This window comes from Protofrankia symbiont of Coriaria myrtifolia, assembly GCF_900634755.1.
GTDB lineage: Bacteria > Actinomycetota > Actinomycetes > Frankiales > Frankiaceae > Protofrankia > Protofrankia coriariae.
Map to the genome: position 1 here is coordinate 1 of NZ_CAAAFS010000258.1, position 15,017 is coordinate 15,017.

Sequence of the window (15,017 nt, forward strand, 5' to 3'; positions counted from 1 at the left end):
CCCGAGGACGGCGACCGGGTCGAGGGCCGAATAGGTGCCCGCGGCAAAGGCCGCGAGCTCCTCCAGGCCGACCGGCTCCCCGGCTCGGTAGGCCGCGCGCAGGACCGGGATCGGCGCGAAGGACAGCTCGACGGCCGCCAACTGGTCACGGTGGGCGGCCGCCCAGCCGGCCCGCCAGGCATCGCCCCCGGCTGCGGTGTGCACCCGGTTGGCCACCATGGCGTCCACCCCGAACCCGTGCAGCGCCAGCGCGCCCACCGCCGCCCTGGTCCGGGAGACCACGACGGTCTCGGGGGTCAGCACGAGCCGCACGCTGGAGCGCGCCGGGTCGGACAGGACGTCACGGACCTCATCCATGATCTGCTGAAGCCGCGCGGTGGCCCCGGCGAGCGGTCCGGCCACGGAGTCCGGCCAGGTGGGACGACCCAGCCGCCACGGGCTGCCGCGCAGCAGGTGGGCGAGCCGGCCGTCGATCGGGACGACTCGGCGCAGATACCACAACAGCGTTTCCGGCAGGGTCAGCAGACGCAGTAAACGGGCGATCGGGCCGGCGTCGACCACGACGACGTCGTAGTCCCCGGATCTGAGCTGGTCGAGCAGGTACACCAGGGCCAGTACCTCGCCGGCGCCGGGCAGCACCGTCAGCTCACCGGGCTCGATCGGATCCGCTCCGGTGGCCTCCCACAGCCGGCCCAGGGCGGCCCGTATCGTCCACCAGCGGTCCTCGAAGGCGCGCTGGGTGTCCACATGCTGGGCGAACAGGCCGGTTTCGATCTCGATGGGAGCCGTGTCCAGCGGATGGTCGAGAACCGCCGCGAGACCTCCCGCCGGGTCCGCGGACATCACCAGCGTCCGGTTACCGCGCTGGGCGGCCAGCGTGGCCGTCGCAGCGGCGACCGTGGTCGTCCCGACGCCCCCCTTGCCCGCGAAGAGCACGCATCGCACGCGTGGTCAGCTCTCGAGGTGTTTCTTGAGATCCCTCAGCGCGGCGTCGACGACACCGTTCTGCACCTTGCGCCGGATCAGACTCGGAATCTTGACCTTCAGCTCGACGGTGAGGTCGTAGGTGACCTCGGTCCGGCCGTCACCGAGGTCGCGCAGAACGTAGCTGCCGTTCTGCGCGACCAGGTTTTTTCCCTCGACGAGGGTCCAGCTCACCGAATCGTCACCGCACCAGGTGTATTCCGTGACGAATTCCTCCTTCGCCACCACCGCGTTGACCAGGAAACGGGCCTGTCGGGGACGGCCGTCCGGGCCGGGCGCGACGACCTCGGCCCGTTCCACCGGCCCTGACCAGGTCGAATATGCACCTATATCGGCAATCGCTGCCATCACAGCCGCGGGCTTGGCATTGATCGTGGTGCTGGCTCGGGCGTGCTCCGCCATTGGTGACACTGCCTCCACAACTCGCCCGGGCATACCCGACACTGCTGGCATCCCGGTTGCATCCTGGCTACTGAGACATCCAGGATCTCTCCACACGCCAGGATAATCATCCTGACCAGTCGACGAGGCTACCGGACCGGCCACGGACACGGCGGGTTACCACCGGGTGTGTCCGTGGCCGGCGGGTCGTCCGCAGGCCATCCCCAGGCCATCCACGGGCCATCTGCAGGCCATCCACGGGTCGTTGACAAATCGCCGGAGATCGTCAACAGGCTGCCGATCGCATGGCCCGACACCCGGACGACCAGCGCCTGCGGCGGGCCGCCGACCGCTCGAGCACCCGCGGTGGGCTGCCTACCACTCGAGTACGAACGGCGTCCCCCGGGCGTTGAAATGCCCGACGTTGACGCAGCGAGTCGACCCGATGTCGAGCACATCACGGTACGGCTGGTGAACATGTCCAAACAGAACGTAACGAGGCTTCATGTCGTGAATGGCCTCCAGCACCGCGACGCTGCCCCGTTCGTAACGCCGGGCCACCGTGTCGTACACAAGCTCGGGCAGGTGCGGCGGAATGTGGCAGCACAGCACGTCCACCTCCCCGACCGCCGCGACCTTCGCGGCGTAGGTCTCATCGTCGATCTCGTACGGGGTGCGCATGGGGGTGCGTAAGCCCCCGCCGACGAAACCGAACCGCAGCCCGCCGATCTCGGTCGTCTCGCCGTCGAGCAGCGTGACACCGTCCCGCAGATAGTCCAGGTAGAGATGCGGGAGATCGACGTTGCCATAGGTCAGGAAAGTCGGCGTGGGAAAGGCCGCGAACAACTGTTCGTACTGCCGGCGGATCGCCTGCTCGATGATCGCCTGCCGGTCGTCGCCCAAGGTGGCCCACAACCCGTGGGACCATTCACGGGCTTCGTCGAAACGCTGCTCGGTCCGCAGCCGAATCATTTTCCCGACCGCCTCCGGGCCGAACAGGTCACCCATGATCCCGCGGCGGTGATCCCGGTAGTCCACGTAAAGAAGAAGGTCCCCGAGACAGATGAAGGCGTCGGCCCCCTGCCCGGCGGCGGCAAGCGCGTCTGCGCGGCCATGAACATCACTGACCACATGGACCCTCATACCAGCCAAGCCTACGGTCACCCCGTCCGAAAAACCCACCTGACGCAACCCGGCCGCCACCCGAGAACCCCCGCCCCGTACCCGCGCCCAGATCGACGGGCAAGCCCGCGAACGGAGCGATGACGTAACTTCCGTCTCTTTCCGGCCCCGTTTTCGACGTCACGGCTCCGTTCGCCGGGCCGGCGGATCCCGCGCGGGCGCTGGGCCGGCTTCCCGGGCGGTGCTGGTGGGGAGGTTGCTGGTGGGGCGGTTGCTGGTGGATGTGAGGCTGCCGCTGCCCGGGTGTTCTGTGGGTTCTTGGAGGATCGCGCGGGGGCTGATCCGGACCACGGGCCGTCGCTCGGTGAAATGCCGGATCGTTGCTCTTCGTGCGCCGTGTCCCTCGGCGGGCTCCAGCACACCGGATGGTCGCCCCGGTGGACGTCCCCAGACGCGCCTCAACGGTGTACGGGGCGCCCTGGGGAATCGGCGGACGGCGCCCGTGGCACAGCGGGCCCCACGGGTTCCGCCGGTTTCACGGCGCGCATGACCGGTTCCGCGGATTCCACGAGTTCCGCGGTGGGCGCCACGGATTCCGCCGGTTCCGCGGACCGTACGGCAGGTTCTGCGAACCGCTCGGGTCGCCCGGTGGGTTCCACCGGCCCCACAGCGGGCCCAGCGGGAGCGGGCCCAGCAGGAGCGGGCCCAGCAGGAGCGGGCCCGGTGGATGCCGCGGGCTGCGGTGGAGGCGCCGCCGCGGGCTCGCCGGGCGCGCGGCCCGCCTCAAGGACGTCCTTGAGCACGTTGAGCTGGCGTTTGGTGTGCAGCGAGCGGTGCTGTGCCCAGCGTGCCGCGGCGCGTGGACGCAGCCGGCGAACCTCGGCCGGCCGCCCCCGGCGGGTGACGTCCGCCCGCAGGAAGACGTGCGCGACGACACCGTCACCCCACGGCTCGAGCCAGATCTCGCTGGTCCCGACCAGCGCGCCGGTCACCGTGAAGCGCAGCCCCTCGGCGCCACGGTCCTGGAAGACGGTGAGCTCGAGATCCGGCCACAACACGCGCCACCATGCCGGATCGTGGACCGCCGCGGACGCCACAGCCGGGTCGACGGCCAGGAAGACCTCGTCGACGAGATCGATCTGCACGGGCGAGGGACTCACGTCCGGGATCATGTCAGACAGCGGGCCCCGGCGGGCGGGACACGGCCGCGGCGGCCGTCGCGCACGGCCAGCGCAGTCGCGCACGGCCAGCGCATCGGTCGGGCCCCAGCGGCCGAGCGCCGGTGGACGGGACACGACGCGATCATGCCCGTCGCGATCATGCCTGTGCCGTGCCCGGGAGCAGCAACAGGTCGCGCAGCCTGGCCGCGAGAACGTCCCAGCGCCAGGCCTGCTCGACCCAGGCGCGGCCGGCCGCGCCCATGGCCCGGGCCCGGTCGGGGTCGGCCAGCAGACCGCCGACCGCATCGGTCACCTCCCGCAGGTCGCCACCGTCGACGACGGTCCCGGTCCGGCCGTCGAGCACCGCGTCCGGCGCCCCACCGCTGCGCCCGGCGACGACCGGCAGACCCGCGGCCGACGCCTCCAGGTAGACGATCCCGAGGCCTTCGACCTCCAGGCCCGCCCGCCGCGTCCGGCACGGCATCGCGAAGACGTCACCGGCGGCGTAGTGGGCGGGCAGTTCCTCCCAGGGGACCGAACCGGTCATCACCACGTGCTCGGCCACCCCGGCGTCCCGGGCCAGCCGTTGCAGCGCCGGCCGGTGCGGGCCCCCGCCGACGAGCAGCAGCGCCGTCCCGGGCACCCGGCGGCGCCAGGCCGGCAGTGCCCTGATCAGCATGTCCTGCCCCTTGCGCTCGACCAGCCTGCTCACACACACCACGACCGGACGGCCGGCGAGGCCGTGTCGCCGGCGGATGTCGTCGCGTCCCACGCCCGGCCGGAAGAACCCGGTGTCGACGCCGCCGGGCAGCCGGACGAGGGCCGGCCGGCGGCCGAAGGCCGGCGCGAGCCGCGTCCTGGTGTAGTCGGTCAGGTAGGTGACGGCGTCGACCGTCCGCCCGATGCGGCGCAGTACCTGCCGCGGGCCCGGCAGCACCGCCCAGCCCACCTCGTGACCGTGCGTGCTCGCGACGATCCGGCCCACCCCCGGGTCGCGGCGCAGGCCGGCCGCGAGCAGGCCCAGCGGCGCGGCCGCCCCGAACCAGACGGCGTCGCACTTCTCCGCGCGGGCGATCGCCCGGGCCCGGCGCAGCACGTCCGGGACCGGCAGCATCAGGGTCGTCGGATGCCGCACCACGGGGAAGGGCGCTGCCGCGTCGAACGCTGACGCGCCCCGCCACGCGGGAGCGTAGACGATCATCTCCGTGGCGGGTAACCGACTGGCGAAATTGTACACATATGCCTGAATTCCACCGGGACGTGGCGGAAAGTCATTGCTTACGACCAGTACCCGCATCGGGCCATCCTCCAGCATCCCGCCAGGCCGCCCCGGTAACGGGCAGCCTGCGACAGGAGACATCCCGAGCGGCGCCGGACGCCTCCCCCGCCGCGACGGCAGCCGAGCGACGGCCCGGGGCACTCGGAGTATCGCCCCGCCTGCCCCGCCGCCGTAGTGGCGGCCGACCGCCGTACGCAGACAGCCCTCACACGGCGGCACGCATGTACGGCAGCGCGTCCGTAGCCTCCCGACAACCATCGAACAGTCAGGAATGTAACTGTACGTCCATATATGATCTCCACTGTGCGATGAAATCGGCCTCGGTGACGCCCAGAACCGCCCGCAGCGCATCGGCCAGCCGCGTCCGTGGATCGCCGGCGCCGGTCCCGACCTGCCGGTAGAACCTGATCAGCCCGTCCAGGCCGACCCGGTCCGCGATCAGCCGGCAGGCCAGCCACGACTCCTGATACCGGACGGGGACGCTGCCGTCCGTCGCAGAAAACGCCGCGTCGTCGGGCAACGCGTCCGGTAACCGGCCCGCGCGCACCTCGGCGGCCAGTTCCGTGGCTGCCCGGGCCACCGCCAGCCGTACGCCGGCATGGCCCACGGCCTCGGCCAGCCCCTCCACCAGCCACGTCGGGGTGCCTGCCCCGGTCACGTCGGCGCTGGCCAGGTGGGTGAACTCGTGCCGCAGCACCACCTGCCGTCCCTCGACGCTCAACCGGTCGTAGACCTCCGGGTTGACGATCACACGGCCGACGCCCGAGCCGCCACCTCCGATGCCGCTGTCGGTACCACCGGGCGACACGCCAGGAGCACATCCACCAGGCGGGCACCCTGGTGACGCGGTGCCGCCGTCAGTGGCGTCCCCGCTGCCGCCACCGGACAGTGCCCTGGCAGCCGCGGACGCTCCGGGCCCCCGGGCCTCCCGCGGAAGCACCACGACCGCGGCCTCACCGTCGGCGCCTGCCCGTCCTGACTCGGCGCGGAAGCCGGCGCCGCCCGCGGGAACCTCCACCACGACCCGGTCGGCCCACGGCCCGTCCCAGACGGTACGCACATAGCGCAGGGCCTCGTCGGCGTCACGACGTATCTCGACCAGCCGTGAGGTCGGCAGGTCCCCGACGACCGTCAGAGGCCCAGCAGCCCCCTGCCCAGCCGGCTCTGGTGTGGGCTGTAACCGGGCCGCACCGGCCGCATCCTCATGAGCGGCGTTCCACTGATCATCATGTTCCTGACCAGCGCGTTCCTGGCCGGCATAGTTGATGACAGCCAGCCCCACCCCGACAGCGACCACCACGCAGACCGCCAGCGTCACCACCGACGCCGCCAGCACGCGCCGCCGGAGCCACCGCCCGGCCCGACTCATCCGGCCGTGACGCGCCGCCGCGGGGGAAGGCGGTGGGCTAACCGGTCCGGCGGGTGCGTTCACGGGGGCCGTTCACGGGACGGGGCAACGGCAGCACCTGCGCCATCGGCACCAGCGCCGGCGCCGTGGACGCGACGTTCTCGGCATTCCTGACGTCCCCGGCCTTCCTGGGCGTCGCGGATGCCACCGGGGGGACGAACCGGGAGCGTGGGATCAGGCCGCCGGCGGCGAGGGCGTCCACGGCCCGTTGCTCGCTGTCGTCCCAGTCGACGACGCCGCCGGCGGGCTCCAGCAGAACACGCACCACGCAGTCCCCACACGCGGCCCCACGCACCACACAGGTGCCACAGTCGATCAGCATCGTCTCCGCCTTCCCGGCCGGAACCGGCCGCCTCGAGCCGACCCGAACGGTCATGACATGACCGCCACGGGTGACGCGACCGCGTCGGGACCCACCGTAGGCACCAGGTCCGACAACTTTTCCGCCCCAACGCCTCCAGCGGTCCACCGGACAGTGCGACGACCAGATCGGGAGCGGGAATCAGGAATGATGCCGAGGCCACCAAGAGCGAAAGATGCCGGGACCAGCGGGAGAACCCAGCACAGCCCGGACGAAGAACGAGACCTGACTACCCAGCCCCTGACCCCACCAGAAAGCCCAGGCGTGACGCCGCTACAGCCGAGTAAGGTCGATCTTGACGGGGAAAGGCGCGACGGCGTCAACGACACCCGTGAAGACCTCATCGTCACGGTATGTCCTGGTCGCCGGATCGATGACGTAGGTATGGACGACCGGGACGCCCGCGGGGAGCTGCTCGACCCGCCAGTAGTACGAGATCCCGGCCCGCGCGTACTGCTCAGCCTTGACGATCCTGTCGGTCGTCTCCGAGCCCGGCGAGACGACCTCGACGACAAGCAGGATGTGCTCGGGACGGGCCGGCATGATGTCGATCGTGTCGGCGCGGTACACGACGACGTCCGGGCGCTGATTCGTCAGCGGCACGTCCTGAAGCCGCACGTCGAAGCCGAAATCCGCGTTCCAGCCCAGCCCGGCGGCGGTCTCCAACGCGACCGCGAGGATCTTGGCCAGCCGGTTGTGACGTTTGGACGCGCCGGGGCTCACGACGACCATCCCGTCCACGATCTCGATGCCCGCGCACTGCTCCTCGGACCAGGAGTCGTACTGCTCCACCGTGATCTGCTGGTGCATCCAGGCGGGAGCAATCATCTCCGCGGCGATGGCACACCTCCTCCTGGCGACCCGACGGCCTGATCCTCCCGAACCAGCGTAACGCCGCCGTCTCGGGTAGTCGGACCGATCCTCAACGATCATTGCCCACGGATGAGACGATCTCGGACGCGCTCCCCGTCCACCCGCCCGCCACTAACGATCTCGATGGCGTATTGCAGGCACTGTAGGTAAAATGCAGACATGACTGCGATCACTATCCGCGACGTCTCCGAGTCGACCCTCGAAGCGTTGAAAATCAAGGCTGCGAAGGGGGGACGCAGCCTACAGACGTACCTGCTCGACCTGGTCACGCGCGACGCACGGACGCCGTCCCTGGCGGACATGATGACCCGCCTCGACCGCGAGACACGGTCCGACGTCAGCACCTCGGACATCCTTGCCGCGATCGACGAGGGCAGGCAACGCCGTTGAGCGATGTAGCGGCCGTGATCGACTGTTCGGCGCTGGTACGGACGCTGACAGACCAGGGTGCGGGTGGAGTCGCCGTACGCCGCCGGCTCGCCGGCCTCGAGTCGCTCGCGGCACCCGGCCTACTCGACTACGAAATAGTTTCGGCATTGTTCGGGATGCTTCGAGGCAACAAGATCACCAAACGAGAAACGACGAAGGCCGTCGCCGATTACCAGATACTGCCGCTCGTGCGGCATGAGACGCCGATCCTCTGGCGGCGGGTCCATGAGCTGCATCACAACCTCAGTGCGTACGACGCGCAGTACGTGGCGCTCGCCGAGGCGTTGGGGCTGCCCCTGATCACCAGCGATACCCGCATCGCGCGCAGCGGCACGGCCGCGTGCGCTGTCGAGGTCTTCGCCTGACGTTGGGTCAGAACAGTCATCAGGCTGTGCGTGGACTGTCGAGTGCCGTCGGCAGGCGCTCGCCGAAGGCCGGGGTGCTGTGTGTGCATGTATATGGCGATGTCGTGGGCTGTCATGGCCGGGCCCGACCGTCGGGTCCTGCTGGCGATCGCACGGACGGCGGTGACGACCCGACCCGGGTGAAGATCGAGTTCGTCGAGCAGGAAGTCGTCGAGAGACTGCCGGGTGAGTGGTGCGGGCAGCGCGCTGGGCGGAAAATCCGCAGGGTTGTCGGTGACGATCACGTCGGCTCGGCCGGCTCATGCTGTGGCGACAACATGCCGGTCGTCGGGGTCGGGTAGGTGGAGGGTCGGGACGAGCGGCTCCCAGCCGGTGACGAGGGTGTCCGGGAAGGCGGTCGCCGTTCGGGTGAAGCGGGTGAGACAGGCGTCGATTTCTTCCGGTGACGTCCCTCGCTTGCGAGGAACAGGCGGAGGGTGCGGTCGAGTTCGTCGAGGATCTCGGTGGACCAGCACCCATGACATCGCTTCGCGATGCCATGCCGAGTTCCTCGTCTTCGACCTCTGCCAGAACGTCGACTACTTCAACCAGAACATGCCCGCCGTCGAGCATGCGCTCCCGCCGTCCCTCGGCCAGCGGATCTTCCAGCGCCGCGCCGACCTGCTGCTCGAGCTGGACGAGAAACGTGCGCCGGCCGATGCCGCCCGGGCCACGGCCGACGCAGAACCGGTTGGGGAAGTCACCGAACTGCGGGCCGATCTGGCCCGCCGGCTGCGCGAGCAGGTGGCGGGAATGAACCCCGAGAACTTCCTGGTCCGCCCATACCGCGAGCAGGTCGAGGCATACTCGCTGCCCGACCGCTGGCAGCGGATCGCCCCCGGGGTCTACGCCGATCTCGAGAAGCTCGCCGGGCTGCCCAGCGCCTACCAGGACGATCCCGCCGGTGAAGAGGCCAGGCGCTTCGACCTGCTGATCCTGCGCCTGCAACTGGCCTGCCTCGGCACCGAGACCGGGTTCACCAGGATGCGCGTCCGCGTCCAGGAGATCGCTACCGCGCTGCTCGGCCAGACCACCATCCCGCTGGTACGGGCCCAGGCGGAGCTGCTCGAGGAGCTGACCACCGACGCGTGGTGGCAGGACGTCACGCTGCCCATGCTCGAATCGGTCCGCCTCCGCCTGCGCGGACTCATCCGGCTGATCGAGAAGGGCAAGCGCAACGTCGTCTACACCGACTTCGAGGACGAACTCGGCGAGATCAGCGAGGGCGGGATCACCTGGCAGCCACTCGGAGACGACTTCGAGAAGAAGATCCGCACCTATCTGCGCAGCCATGAGAACCAGCTCGCTGTCCAGAAGCTGCGCCGCAACCGCCAGATCACCACGACCGACCTCGACGAACTGGAGCAGGTCTTCCTCGACTCCGGCCTCGGTACCACGGAGGACATCGAGCAGGCCAAGGCCAGGCACGAGGGGCTCGGCCTCTTCCTGCGCTCCCTCACCGGCCTCGACCGCGAGGCCGCGGCCCGCGCGTTCGACCAGTTCCAGACCGGCCGCACGCTGACCGCCAACCAGCTCCACTTCCTGAAGATGCTCATCGATATTCTTGCGCGCCGCGGCCTGGTCGACGTCGGCCAGCTCTACGACCCCCCGTTCACCCAGCTCACGCCCAGCGGACCCGAAAAGTTCTTCACGGCGTCCGACATCGACACCGTCGAATCCGTGCTGGACCAGGTCCGTTCCACAGCGATACCGGAATCGCGGGCCATGTAGACGCCGTTCGGCCGCCAGCCGAGCCGCGACGACCAACGACGACCAACATAGATTCGCAAGCGATTCGCATCGGGTATGCTGGCGGACGTGGCCAGGACGACGTCGACTCCCCTCTACCTCGGCGACGACCTCCGCGCCCGCGCCGAAGACGCCGCACGGGCCGCGGGCACCTCGCTGTCGGCGTGGGTACGCGAAGCGATCACGGAGCGGCTGGAGCGGCAGGCGGTCATTACGGACGGCCTGGCAGCCGCGCGGGAGTGGGAGGCCGAACACGGTCCGCTGCCGCGGGACGTTCTCGACGAAGCCCAGCGTGAGCTGGAAGACGCCGGCATCCTCCCCCGCCGTACCGCGTGAATCTGCTCTACGACGCTGGTGCCCTCGTCGCCGCCGAACGCAACGACGAGCGCATGTGGGCCCGCCACATCAAGGCGTTGGCTGGTGACGTCGCCCCCGTTGTCCCGGCGCCTGTCGTCTGGCAGGTCTGGCGCGACGGGGCACGCCAGGCACGGCTCGCCCGTCTGCTCCGGGGCTGCATCGTCGAACCGGTCGACCAGACCACGGCCCGCTCCGCCGGCGAGCTGCTCGGCCGCGCCCACACCACCGACGGAGCCGCCGCCGTCGTCGTGCTGGCAGCGGCCCGCCACGGCGGAGTCGTCTACACATCCGACCCTGGTGATCTTCAGTATCTGGCCGAATACCTCCCGAACGCCCGGCCATTCACGATCATCAAGGTATAGCCGGCAACCATCCCCACGCCGCCGATGTCGATGTCGATGTCGATGTCGTCGAACATACGTTCCGTGAACCTGGCGAGATCACGCCCCCGGCGAATCCCGTGGCACCCCTGTCGCCTACGCCGCGGAGCGAGGGGTGACGCGAACGTCGAGGTCAGCATCGAGAGCCTCGGCCAGCCGCCCCAGCACGGGGAGCGTGGGTACTGTCCCGCCAGCCTCGAACCGGGCCACCGCCGACTGGGTCATGCCTGCCGTCCGAGCCAGTTCAGCCTGGCTCCAGGCACGCCGCTGGCGCAGTTCCCGGACCGCCCGGCCCAGCTCGAACGCCAGTCTGGCCGCCTGGTACGCCTCCCACGCGCCCGGCTCACCCATCCGCCGTTCCCTCAGCTCCGCCCAGTCCGTCCGTTCAAGCATCGCCATCCTCTCCCTCGTCCTCACTCACCGTGTGTGACTCGGCCAGGCAGCGCGCCAGCGCGCGCCTCGCCCGGGACACCTCGGCGGCCTCCCGCATCCGCGTCTTGGCGAATACCGTCAACAACACCACCCGCCGGCCTGGAGCGATCCAGTAGGTCATCCGCACCGCCCGGCCCTCCAGATGGAACCGCAGCTCCCGCAGCTTGCCGTCGAGCTGCCACGTGTACGGCTCGCCCAACAGCGCCCCCTGCTCGGCGAGCAGGTCCACGTAGAACGCCGCCGTGGCGAACTGCGCGGTCGGTAACCGCTCCAGCCAGTCCCGGACTTCCGGTTCCAGCTCGACGGTACCCCAGGCCATAGCGGCGATGCTATGCCCCGAACAGGGCAGTCCAGATGTCAGACCCAACGCAGCCACCCACCAGACCACGACACCCCGCACGTCATCCGGGAGGCATGCGCCGCCTCCGGGTATGGCCGGAGACCTGTGGGTGGATCGAGCGCTTGCCAGGCGCGGGCTCCTACGAAGCACGAGCAATATGATCAAAAATATGGGAGCGTTGTAACGATCACGAAATCGGGCGCCTCCGGCGGTCAGGAGCGGTCGAGGCGGGCCAGGAGGGCGGCGGAGGGGATCGGGCGCGCGCCCGAGCGACGGCTGGTGTCAGCCACCTCGCGGTCCGAGGTGACGACGACGACGGGGCGCCCCACCGGCTCGGCCCGCACCAGGCGGACGATCTCCTCGTCGGCCAGCTGGCCGGAGCGGCTGAAGAGCACCCGTACCCCGCGGGGCGCCGCCACCCCGACCGGCCTGGCGGTGACCGCGGTCGCGTCGAACACGACCGTGATCTCGCTCTCGGACGCGCGGCCGGCCAGCGCGCCGAGCCCGGACAGCAGCCGGGCGCGCTGCGCCTGCAACGTCAACGAGCCGTATCCGCGCTTGGTGACGTTGTAACCGTCCACGATGAGATGCACACCGGGGACGGCGAGCACCTCGTCGATCACGGCCGGGTCGTCCTCGGCCAGGCCGCGGGCGCTGACCCCGCAGAACGGGTCAAGGGGCGCGGCGTCGTCCTCGCCACGGCTGACGATGTCCGCCGGGTGCAGCACGGCGGTCGGCAGCGCGAGCTCCTTGCGGAAGCCGTTGGCCGCGGCCATCAGCGTGTCGAGCAGGACCCGCAGGCGCACGTCCTCGGCCGAGCGGGCCTCCCGGCTGCCCCGCCGGGACGCGGTCAGGGCGGCTTCGAGCTCGGCGACCCGCTGTCGCAGCCGCCGGGTCTCGGCTTCGGCGTCCCGGGCTGCGGCGACCGCCTCGTCGCGGGCCTTCTCCGCCACCTCGACGGCATCGTTCGCCGTGTTCTCGACCCGGCGGAGCCGGTCGGAGGAGGAGCGCAGCCGGCGGCGGGCGTCCTCCACCTCGGAGCGGGCAACCGCCAGCCGCTCCCGCAACTGGTCGTTCTCGACCTTGGCGCCCTGCCGGAGTGCGTCCAGCTGTTCACGCAGACGTGTGACCGTCTCGGTGGCGTCGGCCGCGCGGGCCGACGCCGCGGCTTCGGCCACCTCCTGGGCCGCGGCCTCGACCATCCGTTCCCAGCCGGGCAGCCGCAGGACGTAGGCTACGGCCGCGATCTCCTCGGGCGGCGCCGCCTCGGGCGGCCCCTCGTCGGACTCCAGCGACGCCACAAGCTCGGGCAGGGCCAGCCGCAGCCGCTCGGCGACCCGGCCGCGAAAGACCGCGTCGTTGGCCATGGCGGCCGCCAGCGGGGTCGCCCCGAGCCGGGACCGCCGGGACGGGATGAAGCGGCGGACGGCCACGAGCGTGGCCGGCACATCCTGTTCCGGGAGATCGGCGAGGGTGTCGGCCGCGAACGCCACAATCTGTGCCCGGACGCTGGAGGGAAGCGGCTCGCTCACCCGGACGCCAGTGCAAGATCACGCGGCGCGCCGTCCGGCCTGCCGCCAACCGGCAGGTCACCGCCCGGCCTGCCGCCGGTCGCTATGGCACTGGTCGCCATGGTGCCGTCCGGTACGCCACACCGACGATGCCGGAAGCCCGCGGTCTCCCCGGCCACCGCCCCTCGTCCCCCGCACCGGCCGGGGCTGCCGAGACCGGCAGGAGCGCCGGGAGTGGTCTGGGCACGGGCCCGCTCCCGGTGCCACAACCTCCCCGTCACGGCGCAACGGAGCGGATCCGCGCGTGTCCCCCACCGCATGCGGGTAGACGGTTCGGGAAGATCGAGGGACACGGCCAGACTCCGGGGCACGTTGGGAACAACGACGACGACACCCCAGCGTATCGGGCCAGCCCGATCCCTCCGGATCGCATGGGTTCTCGGCCGGTTCGTCCAGGTCACAGCGCCCCGGTCGGGACAGGGCCGCCCCCGGTCGGGACAGGGCCGGCCTGCCGGGAGCTACCGGGCGAGAGCGGCCCTGATGCGTTCGGCCGCGTCGTCGAGCGCGGCCGGGTCGGGGTTGTGATCGGCCGCCTCGAACGAGATGTCTGCCTCGGAGTCGATCGGGATGAGGTGCACGTGCACATGCGGCACCTCCAGCCCGGCGAGCAGCGCGGCCACCCTGCGGGGACGGAAGGCGGTGTCGATGGCCCGCCCTACCAGGGCCGCGGTGCTCCACAGCTCCCGCAGGACGTCGGGCGGCAGGTCGATCCAGTGGTCGACCTCCAGCCGTGGCACCACCAGGGTGTGCCCCGGCCGGATCGGGGCGATGGTCAGGAACGCCGCGCTGTGGTCGTCCTCGTGGACGATCCGCCCGGGCAGCTCCCTCTTGATGATCCGGGTGAAGACGCTGGCCATGCCCGGACAGTACATGTCCGGACGGTGACCTTATCTGGACGTTGACTTTGCCTGGACGGTATCTGTATCCGGACAGTAGCCGGCTGAGATCCACGCTGGCACTCGCGCCGCTCGGCCCCGCCCCGCGCTGGCAGCGTGCTGGTGCCGTGCCGGCAGCACGACGGCGGGTCGACAGCGCGGCTGCGGGCCGGGCAGCGCAACGGTACCGGCACGGCGGCTGCGGGGCGCTGCCGTGGACGGGCCGGCGGGCCCAGGGTGACACACCGACACAGACCGGTCAGCCATGCGGAATCATGCGCCTGTGGCCTGGTTTGAAACGAATGGCATCCGCATGGCCCAGGTGGGCCTGGACTGCGTCAACGTGGAGCTGATGGTCGGGTTCTGGTCGTCGGCACTCGGCTACGAGGTTGCGCGGCACGACGGCGACTCGGCCGTCCTGCGCCACCCGGCCGGCGCCGGTCCCAAGCTGCGTTTACGGCGCGTGTCCGGGTCGGTGCCGAGCCCGGGCCGGCTGCACCTGGACCTGTACGCGGTGGACGCCGCACGCGTGGTCGGCTGGCTGTCGTCGCTGGGCGCCCGCGAGGTCGGACGCTACACCGACGGCGCCGACAGCGGCTTCATCCTCGCCGACCCGGAGGGCAACGAGTTCCGGGTCACCACGGCGGGTCAGGACGGGTTCGCCCGGCTGTTCACGTGACAGGCCACCGGCGTCTGGCGGCCAGCCGGTGACCGGCGGGCGTGAGCGGGAGCCCGTCCCGGGAACAGGGCCGGAAAACTGTCGTGAGCAGGGACTACCGTACCCGGACATGCGCCGGTTCTTCCCCGTGCCGGGCGGCGGCCACCCGGACGCACCGCCCACGCCGCCCGCCGAGCACCAGTCCCCGCTCCATCAGGGCGCCCCGGCGGGCCGCCGGCAGCACGATCATGTTC

Annotated in this window: 20 protein-coding genes; 7 read left to right on the forward strand and 13 right to left on the reverse strand. The window is 70.8% G+C overall.

Going from position 1 to position 15,017, the window contains the following annotated elements:
- The 8 genes from CM1CMNOD_RS14550 to CM1CMNOD_RS14585 form a co-directional block, all read right to left on the reverse strand.
- Positions 1–945 (reverse strand): ArsA family ATPase (locus tag CM1CMNOD_RS14550; protein ID WP_131774034.1); only part of this gene is annotated, 945 nt, incomplete at its 3' end.
- A gap of 6 nt (positions 946–951) precedes the next feature.
- Complete coding sequence (locus CM1CMNOD_RS14555) at positions 952–1,386, reverse strand: SRPBCC family protein (RefSeq protein WP_013874360.1); 435 nt, start codon at positions 1,384–1,386, stop codon at positions 952–954.
- A gap of 354 nt (positions 1,387–1,740) precedes the next feature.
- A complete protein-coding gene (locus CM1CMNOD_RS14560; protein WP_013874361.1) occupies positions 1,741–2,508 on the reverse strand; it encodes a metallophosphoesterase family protein in 768 nt (255 codons plus the stop codon).
- Between the two features lie 437 nt (positions 2,509–2,945).
- The gene (locus CM1CMNOD_RS22490; RefSeq protein WP_193353071.1) at positions 2,946–3,647 is read right to left on the reverse strand and encodes a hypothetical protein; all 702 of its coding nucleotides are present in this window, start codon (positions 3,645–3,647) and stop codon (positions 2,946–2,948) included.
- A 157-nt stretch (positions 3,648–3,804) separates the two neighbouring features.
- On the reverse strand, positions 3,805–4,944 hold the full coding sequence (locus tag CM1CMNOD_RS14570; RefSeq protein ID WP_013874363.1) for a glycosyltransferase family 4 protein: 1,140 nt from the start codon (positions 4,942–4,944) through the stop codon (positions 3,805–3,807).
- A gap of 247 nt (positions 4,945–5,191) precedes the next feature.
- The gene (locus CM1CMNOD_RS14575) at positions 5,192–6,262 is read right to left on the reverse strand and encodes a hypothetical protein (RefSeq protein WP_050803560.1); all 1,071 of its coding nucleotides are present in this window, start codon (positions 6,260–6,262) and stop codon (positions 5,192–5,194) included.
- Between the two features lie 70 nt (positions 6,263–6,332).
- A complete protein-coding gene (locus CM1CMNOD_RS14580; protein ID WP_237702790.1) occupies positions 6,333–6,599 on the reverse strand; it encodes a hypothetical protein in 267 nt (88 codons plus the stop codon).
- Between the two features lie 369 nt (positions 6,600–6,968).
- Entirely contained in the window at positions 6,969–7,523 is a 555-nt protein-coding gene (locus CM1CMNOD_RS14585) for a Uma2 family endonuclease (protein ID WP_013874366.1), read from the reverse strand.
- 204 nt (positions 7,524–7,727) lie between these two features.
- Between CM1CMNOD_RS14585 and CM1CMNOD_RS14590 the strand changes: the two genes are divergently transcribed.
- The 6 genes from CM1CMNOD_RS14590 to CM1CMNOD_RS14615 all read left to right on the forward strand — a co-directional run bounded on the left by CM1CMNOD_RS14590 (position 7,728) and on the right by CM1CMNOD_RS14615 (position 10,869).
- Entirely contained in the window at positions 7,728–7,958 is a 231-nt protein-coding gene (locus tag CM1CMNOD_RS14590; RefSeq protein WP_013874367.1) for a FitA-like ribbon-helix-helix domain-containing protein, read from the forward strand.
- Positions 7,955–8,362 carry a type II toxin-antitoxin system VapC family toxin gene (locus CM1CMNOD_RS14595; RefSeq protein ID WP_131774035.1) on the forward strand — a complete coding sequence of 136 codons (408 nt, stop codon included), beginning with the start codon at positions 7,955–7,957 and terminating at the stop codon, positions 8,360–8,362. Before CM1CMNOD_RS14590 ends, CM1CMNOD_RS14595 begins: the two co-directional genes overlap by 4 nt.
- A gap of 179 nt (positions 8,363–8,541) precedes the next feature.
- A complete protein-coding gene (locus CM1CMNOD_RS21875; RefSeq protein WP_157491032.1) occupies positions 8,542–8,703 on the forward strand; it encodes a hypothetical protein in 162 nt (53 codons plus the stop codon).
- 115 nt (positions 8,704–8,818) lie between these two features.
- The gene (locus CM1CMNOD_RS14605; RefSeq protein ID WP_242625456.1) at positions 8,819–10,132 is read left to right on the forward strand and encodes a type I restriction-modification enzyme R subunit C-terminal domain-containing protein; all 1,314 of its coding nucleotides are present in this window, start codon (positions 8,819–8,821) and stop codon (positions 10,130–10,132) included.
- A gap of 87 nt (positions 10,133–10,219) precedes the next feature.
- Positions 10,220–10,486 (forward strand): hypothetical protein, encoded by a 267-nt coding sequence (locus CM1CMNOD_RS14610; protein WP_131791237.1) that lies wholly within the window; start codon positions 10,220–10,222, stop codon positions 10,484–10,486.
- Positions 10,483–10,869, forward strand: a complete 387-nt coding sequence (locus tag CM1CMNOD_RS14615) for a hypothetical protein (RefSeq protein ID WP_013874371.1) — start codon at positions 10,483–10,485, stop codon at positions 10,867–10,869. The genes CM1CMNOD_RS14610 and CM1CMNOD_RS14615 overlap by 4 nt, the downstream gene beginning before the upstream one ends.
- Positions 10,870–10,983: 114 nt before the next feature.
- Here CM1CMNOD_RS14615 and CM1CMNOD_RS14620 read toward each other — a convergent pair whose 3' ends face one another.
- The 4 genes from CM1CMNOD_RS14620 to CM1CMNOD_RS14635 all read right to left on the reverse strand — a co-directional run bounded on the left by CM1CMNOD_RS14620 (position 10,984) and on the right by CM1CMNOD_RS14635 (position 14,087).
- Positions 10,984–11,280, reverse strand: a complete 297-nt coding sequence (locus CM1CMNOD_RS14620; protein WP_043603779.1) for a helix-turn-helix domain-containing protein — start codon at positions 11,278–11,280, stop codon at positions 10,984–10,986.
- Positions 11,273–11,638, reverse strand: a complete 366-nt coding sequence (locus CM1CMNOD_RS14625; protein WP_013874374.1) for a type II toxin-antitoxin system RelE/ParE family toxin — start codon at positions 11,636–11,638, stop codon at positions 11,273–11,275. Before CM1CMNOD_RS14625 ends, CM1CMNOD_RS14620 begins: the two co-directional genes overlap by 8 nt.
- 233 nt (positions 11,639–11,871) lie before the next feature.
- Positions 11,872–13,191 (reverse strand): NYN domain-containing protein, encoded by a 1,320-nt coding sequence (locus CM1CMNOD_RS14630; RefSeq protein ID WP_013874375.1) that lies wholly within the window; start codon positions 13,189–13,191, stop codon positions 11,872–11,874.
- A 497-nt stretch (positions 13,192–13,688) separates the two neighbouring features.
- On the reverse strand, positions 13,689–14,087 hold the full coding sequence (locus CM1CMNOD_RS14635; protein ID WP_043603782.1) for an HIT family protein: 399 nt from the start codon (positions 14,085–14,087) through the stop codon (positions 13,689–13,691).
- Positions 14,088–14,370: 283 nt separating this feature from the next.
- On the opposite strand from CM1CMNOD_RS14635, the gene CM1CMNOD_RS14640 reads away from it, so the two are divergent.
- Complete coding sequence (locus CM1CMNOD_RS14640) at positions 14,371–14,784, forward strand: VOC family protein (protein ID WP_013874377.1); 414 nt, start codon at positions 14,371–14,373, stop codon at positions 14,782–14,784.
- 94 nt (positions 14,785–14,878) lie between these two features.
- On the opposite strand, the gene CM1CMNOD_RS23700 is transcribed toward CM1CMNOD_RS14640, so the two are convergent.
- Complete coding sequence (locus CM1CMNOD_RS23700) at positions 14,879–15,013, reverse strand: hypothetical protein (RefSeq protein WP_258165202.1); 135 nt, start codon at positions 15,011–15,013, stop codon at positions 14,879–14,881.
- Positions 15,014–15,017 lie beyond the last annotated feature (4 nt).

Excerpts from the sequence above, each read along its gene's own strand:
- CM1CMNOD_RS14625 (WP_013874374.1), bottom strand. The coding sequence starts at position 11,638 with ATGGCCTGGGGTACCGTCGAGCTGGAACCGGAAGTCCGGGACTGGCTG.
- CM1CMNOD_RS14585 (WP_013874366.1), bottom strand. The coding sequence starts at position 7,523 with ATGATTGCTCCCGCCTGGATGCACCAGCAGATCACGGTGGAGCAGTAC.
- CM1CMNOD_RS14640 (WP_013874377.1), top strand. The coding sequence starts at position 14,371 with ATGCGGAATCATGCGCCTGTGGCCTGGTTTGAAACGAATGGCATCCGC.
- CM1CMNOD_RS14570 (WP_013874363.1), bottom strand. The coding sequence starts at position 4,944 with ATGCGGGTACTGGTCGTAAGCAATGACTTTCCGCCACGTCCCGGTGGA.
- CM1CMNOD_RS14620 (WP_043603779.1), bottom strand. The coding sequence starts at position 11,280 with ATGCTTGAACGGACGGACTGGGCGGAGCTGAGGGAACGGCGGATGGGT.
- CM1CMNOD_RS14635 (WP_043603782.1), bottom strand. The coding sequence starts at position 14,087 with ATGGCCAGCGTCTTCACCCGGATCATCAAGAGGGAGCTGCCCGGGCGG.
- CM1CMNOD_RS14560 (WP_013874361.1), bottom strand. The coding sequence starts at position 2,508 with ATGAGGGTCCATGTGGTCAGTGATGTTCATGGCCGCGCAGACGCGCTT.
- CM1CMNOD_RS23700 (WP_258165202.1), bottom strand. The coding sequence starts at position 15,013 with ATGATCGTGCTGCCGGCGGCCCGCCGGGGCGCCCTGATGGAGCGGGGA.
- CM1CMNOD_RS14590 (WP_013874367.1), top strand. The coding sequence starts at position 7,728 with ATGACTGCGATCACTATCCGCGACGTCTCCGAGTCGACCCTCGAAGCG.
- CM1CMNOD_RS14555 (WP_013874360.1), bottom strand. The coding sequence starts at position 1,386 with ATGGCGGAGCACGCCCGAGCCAGCACCACGATCAATGCCAAGCCCGCG.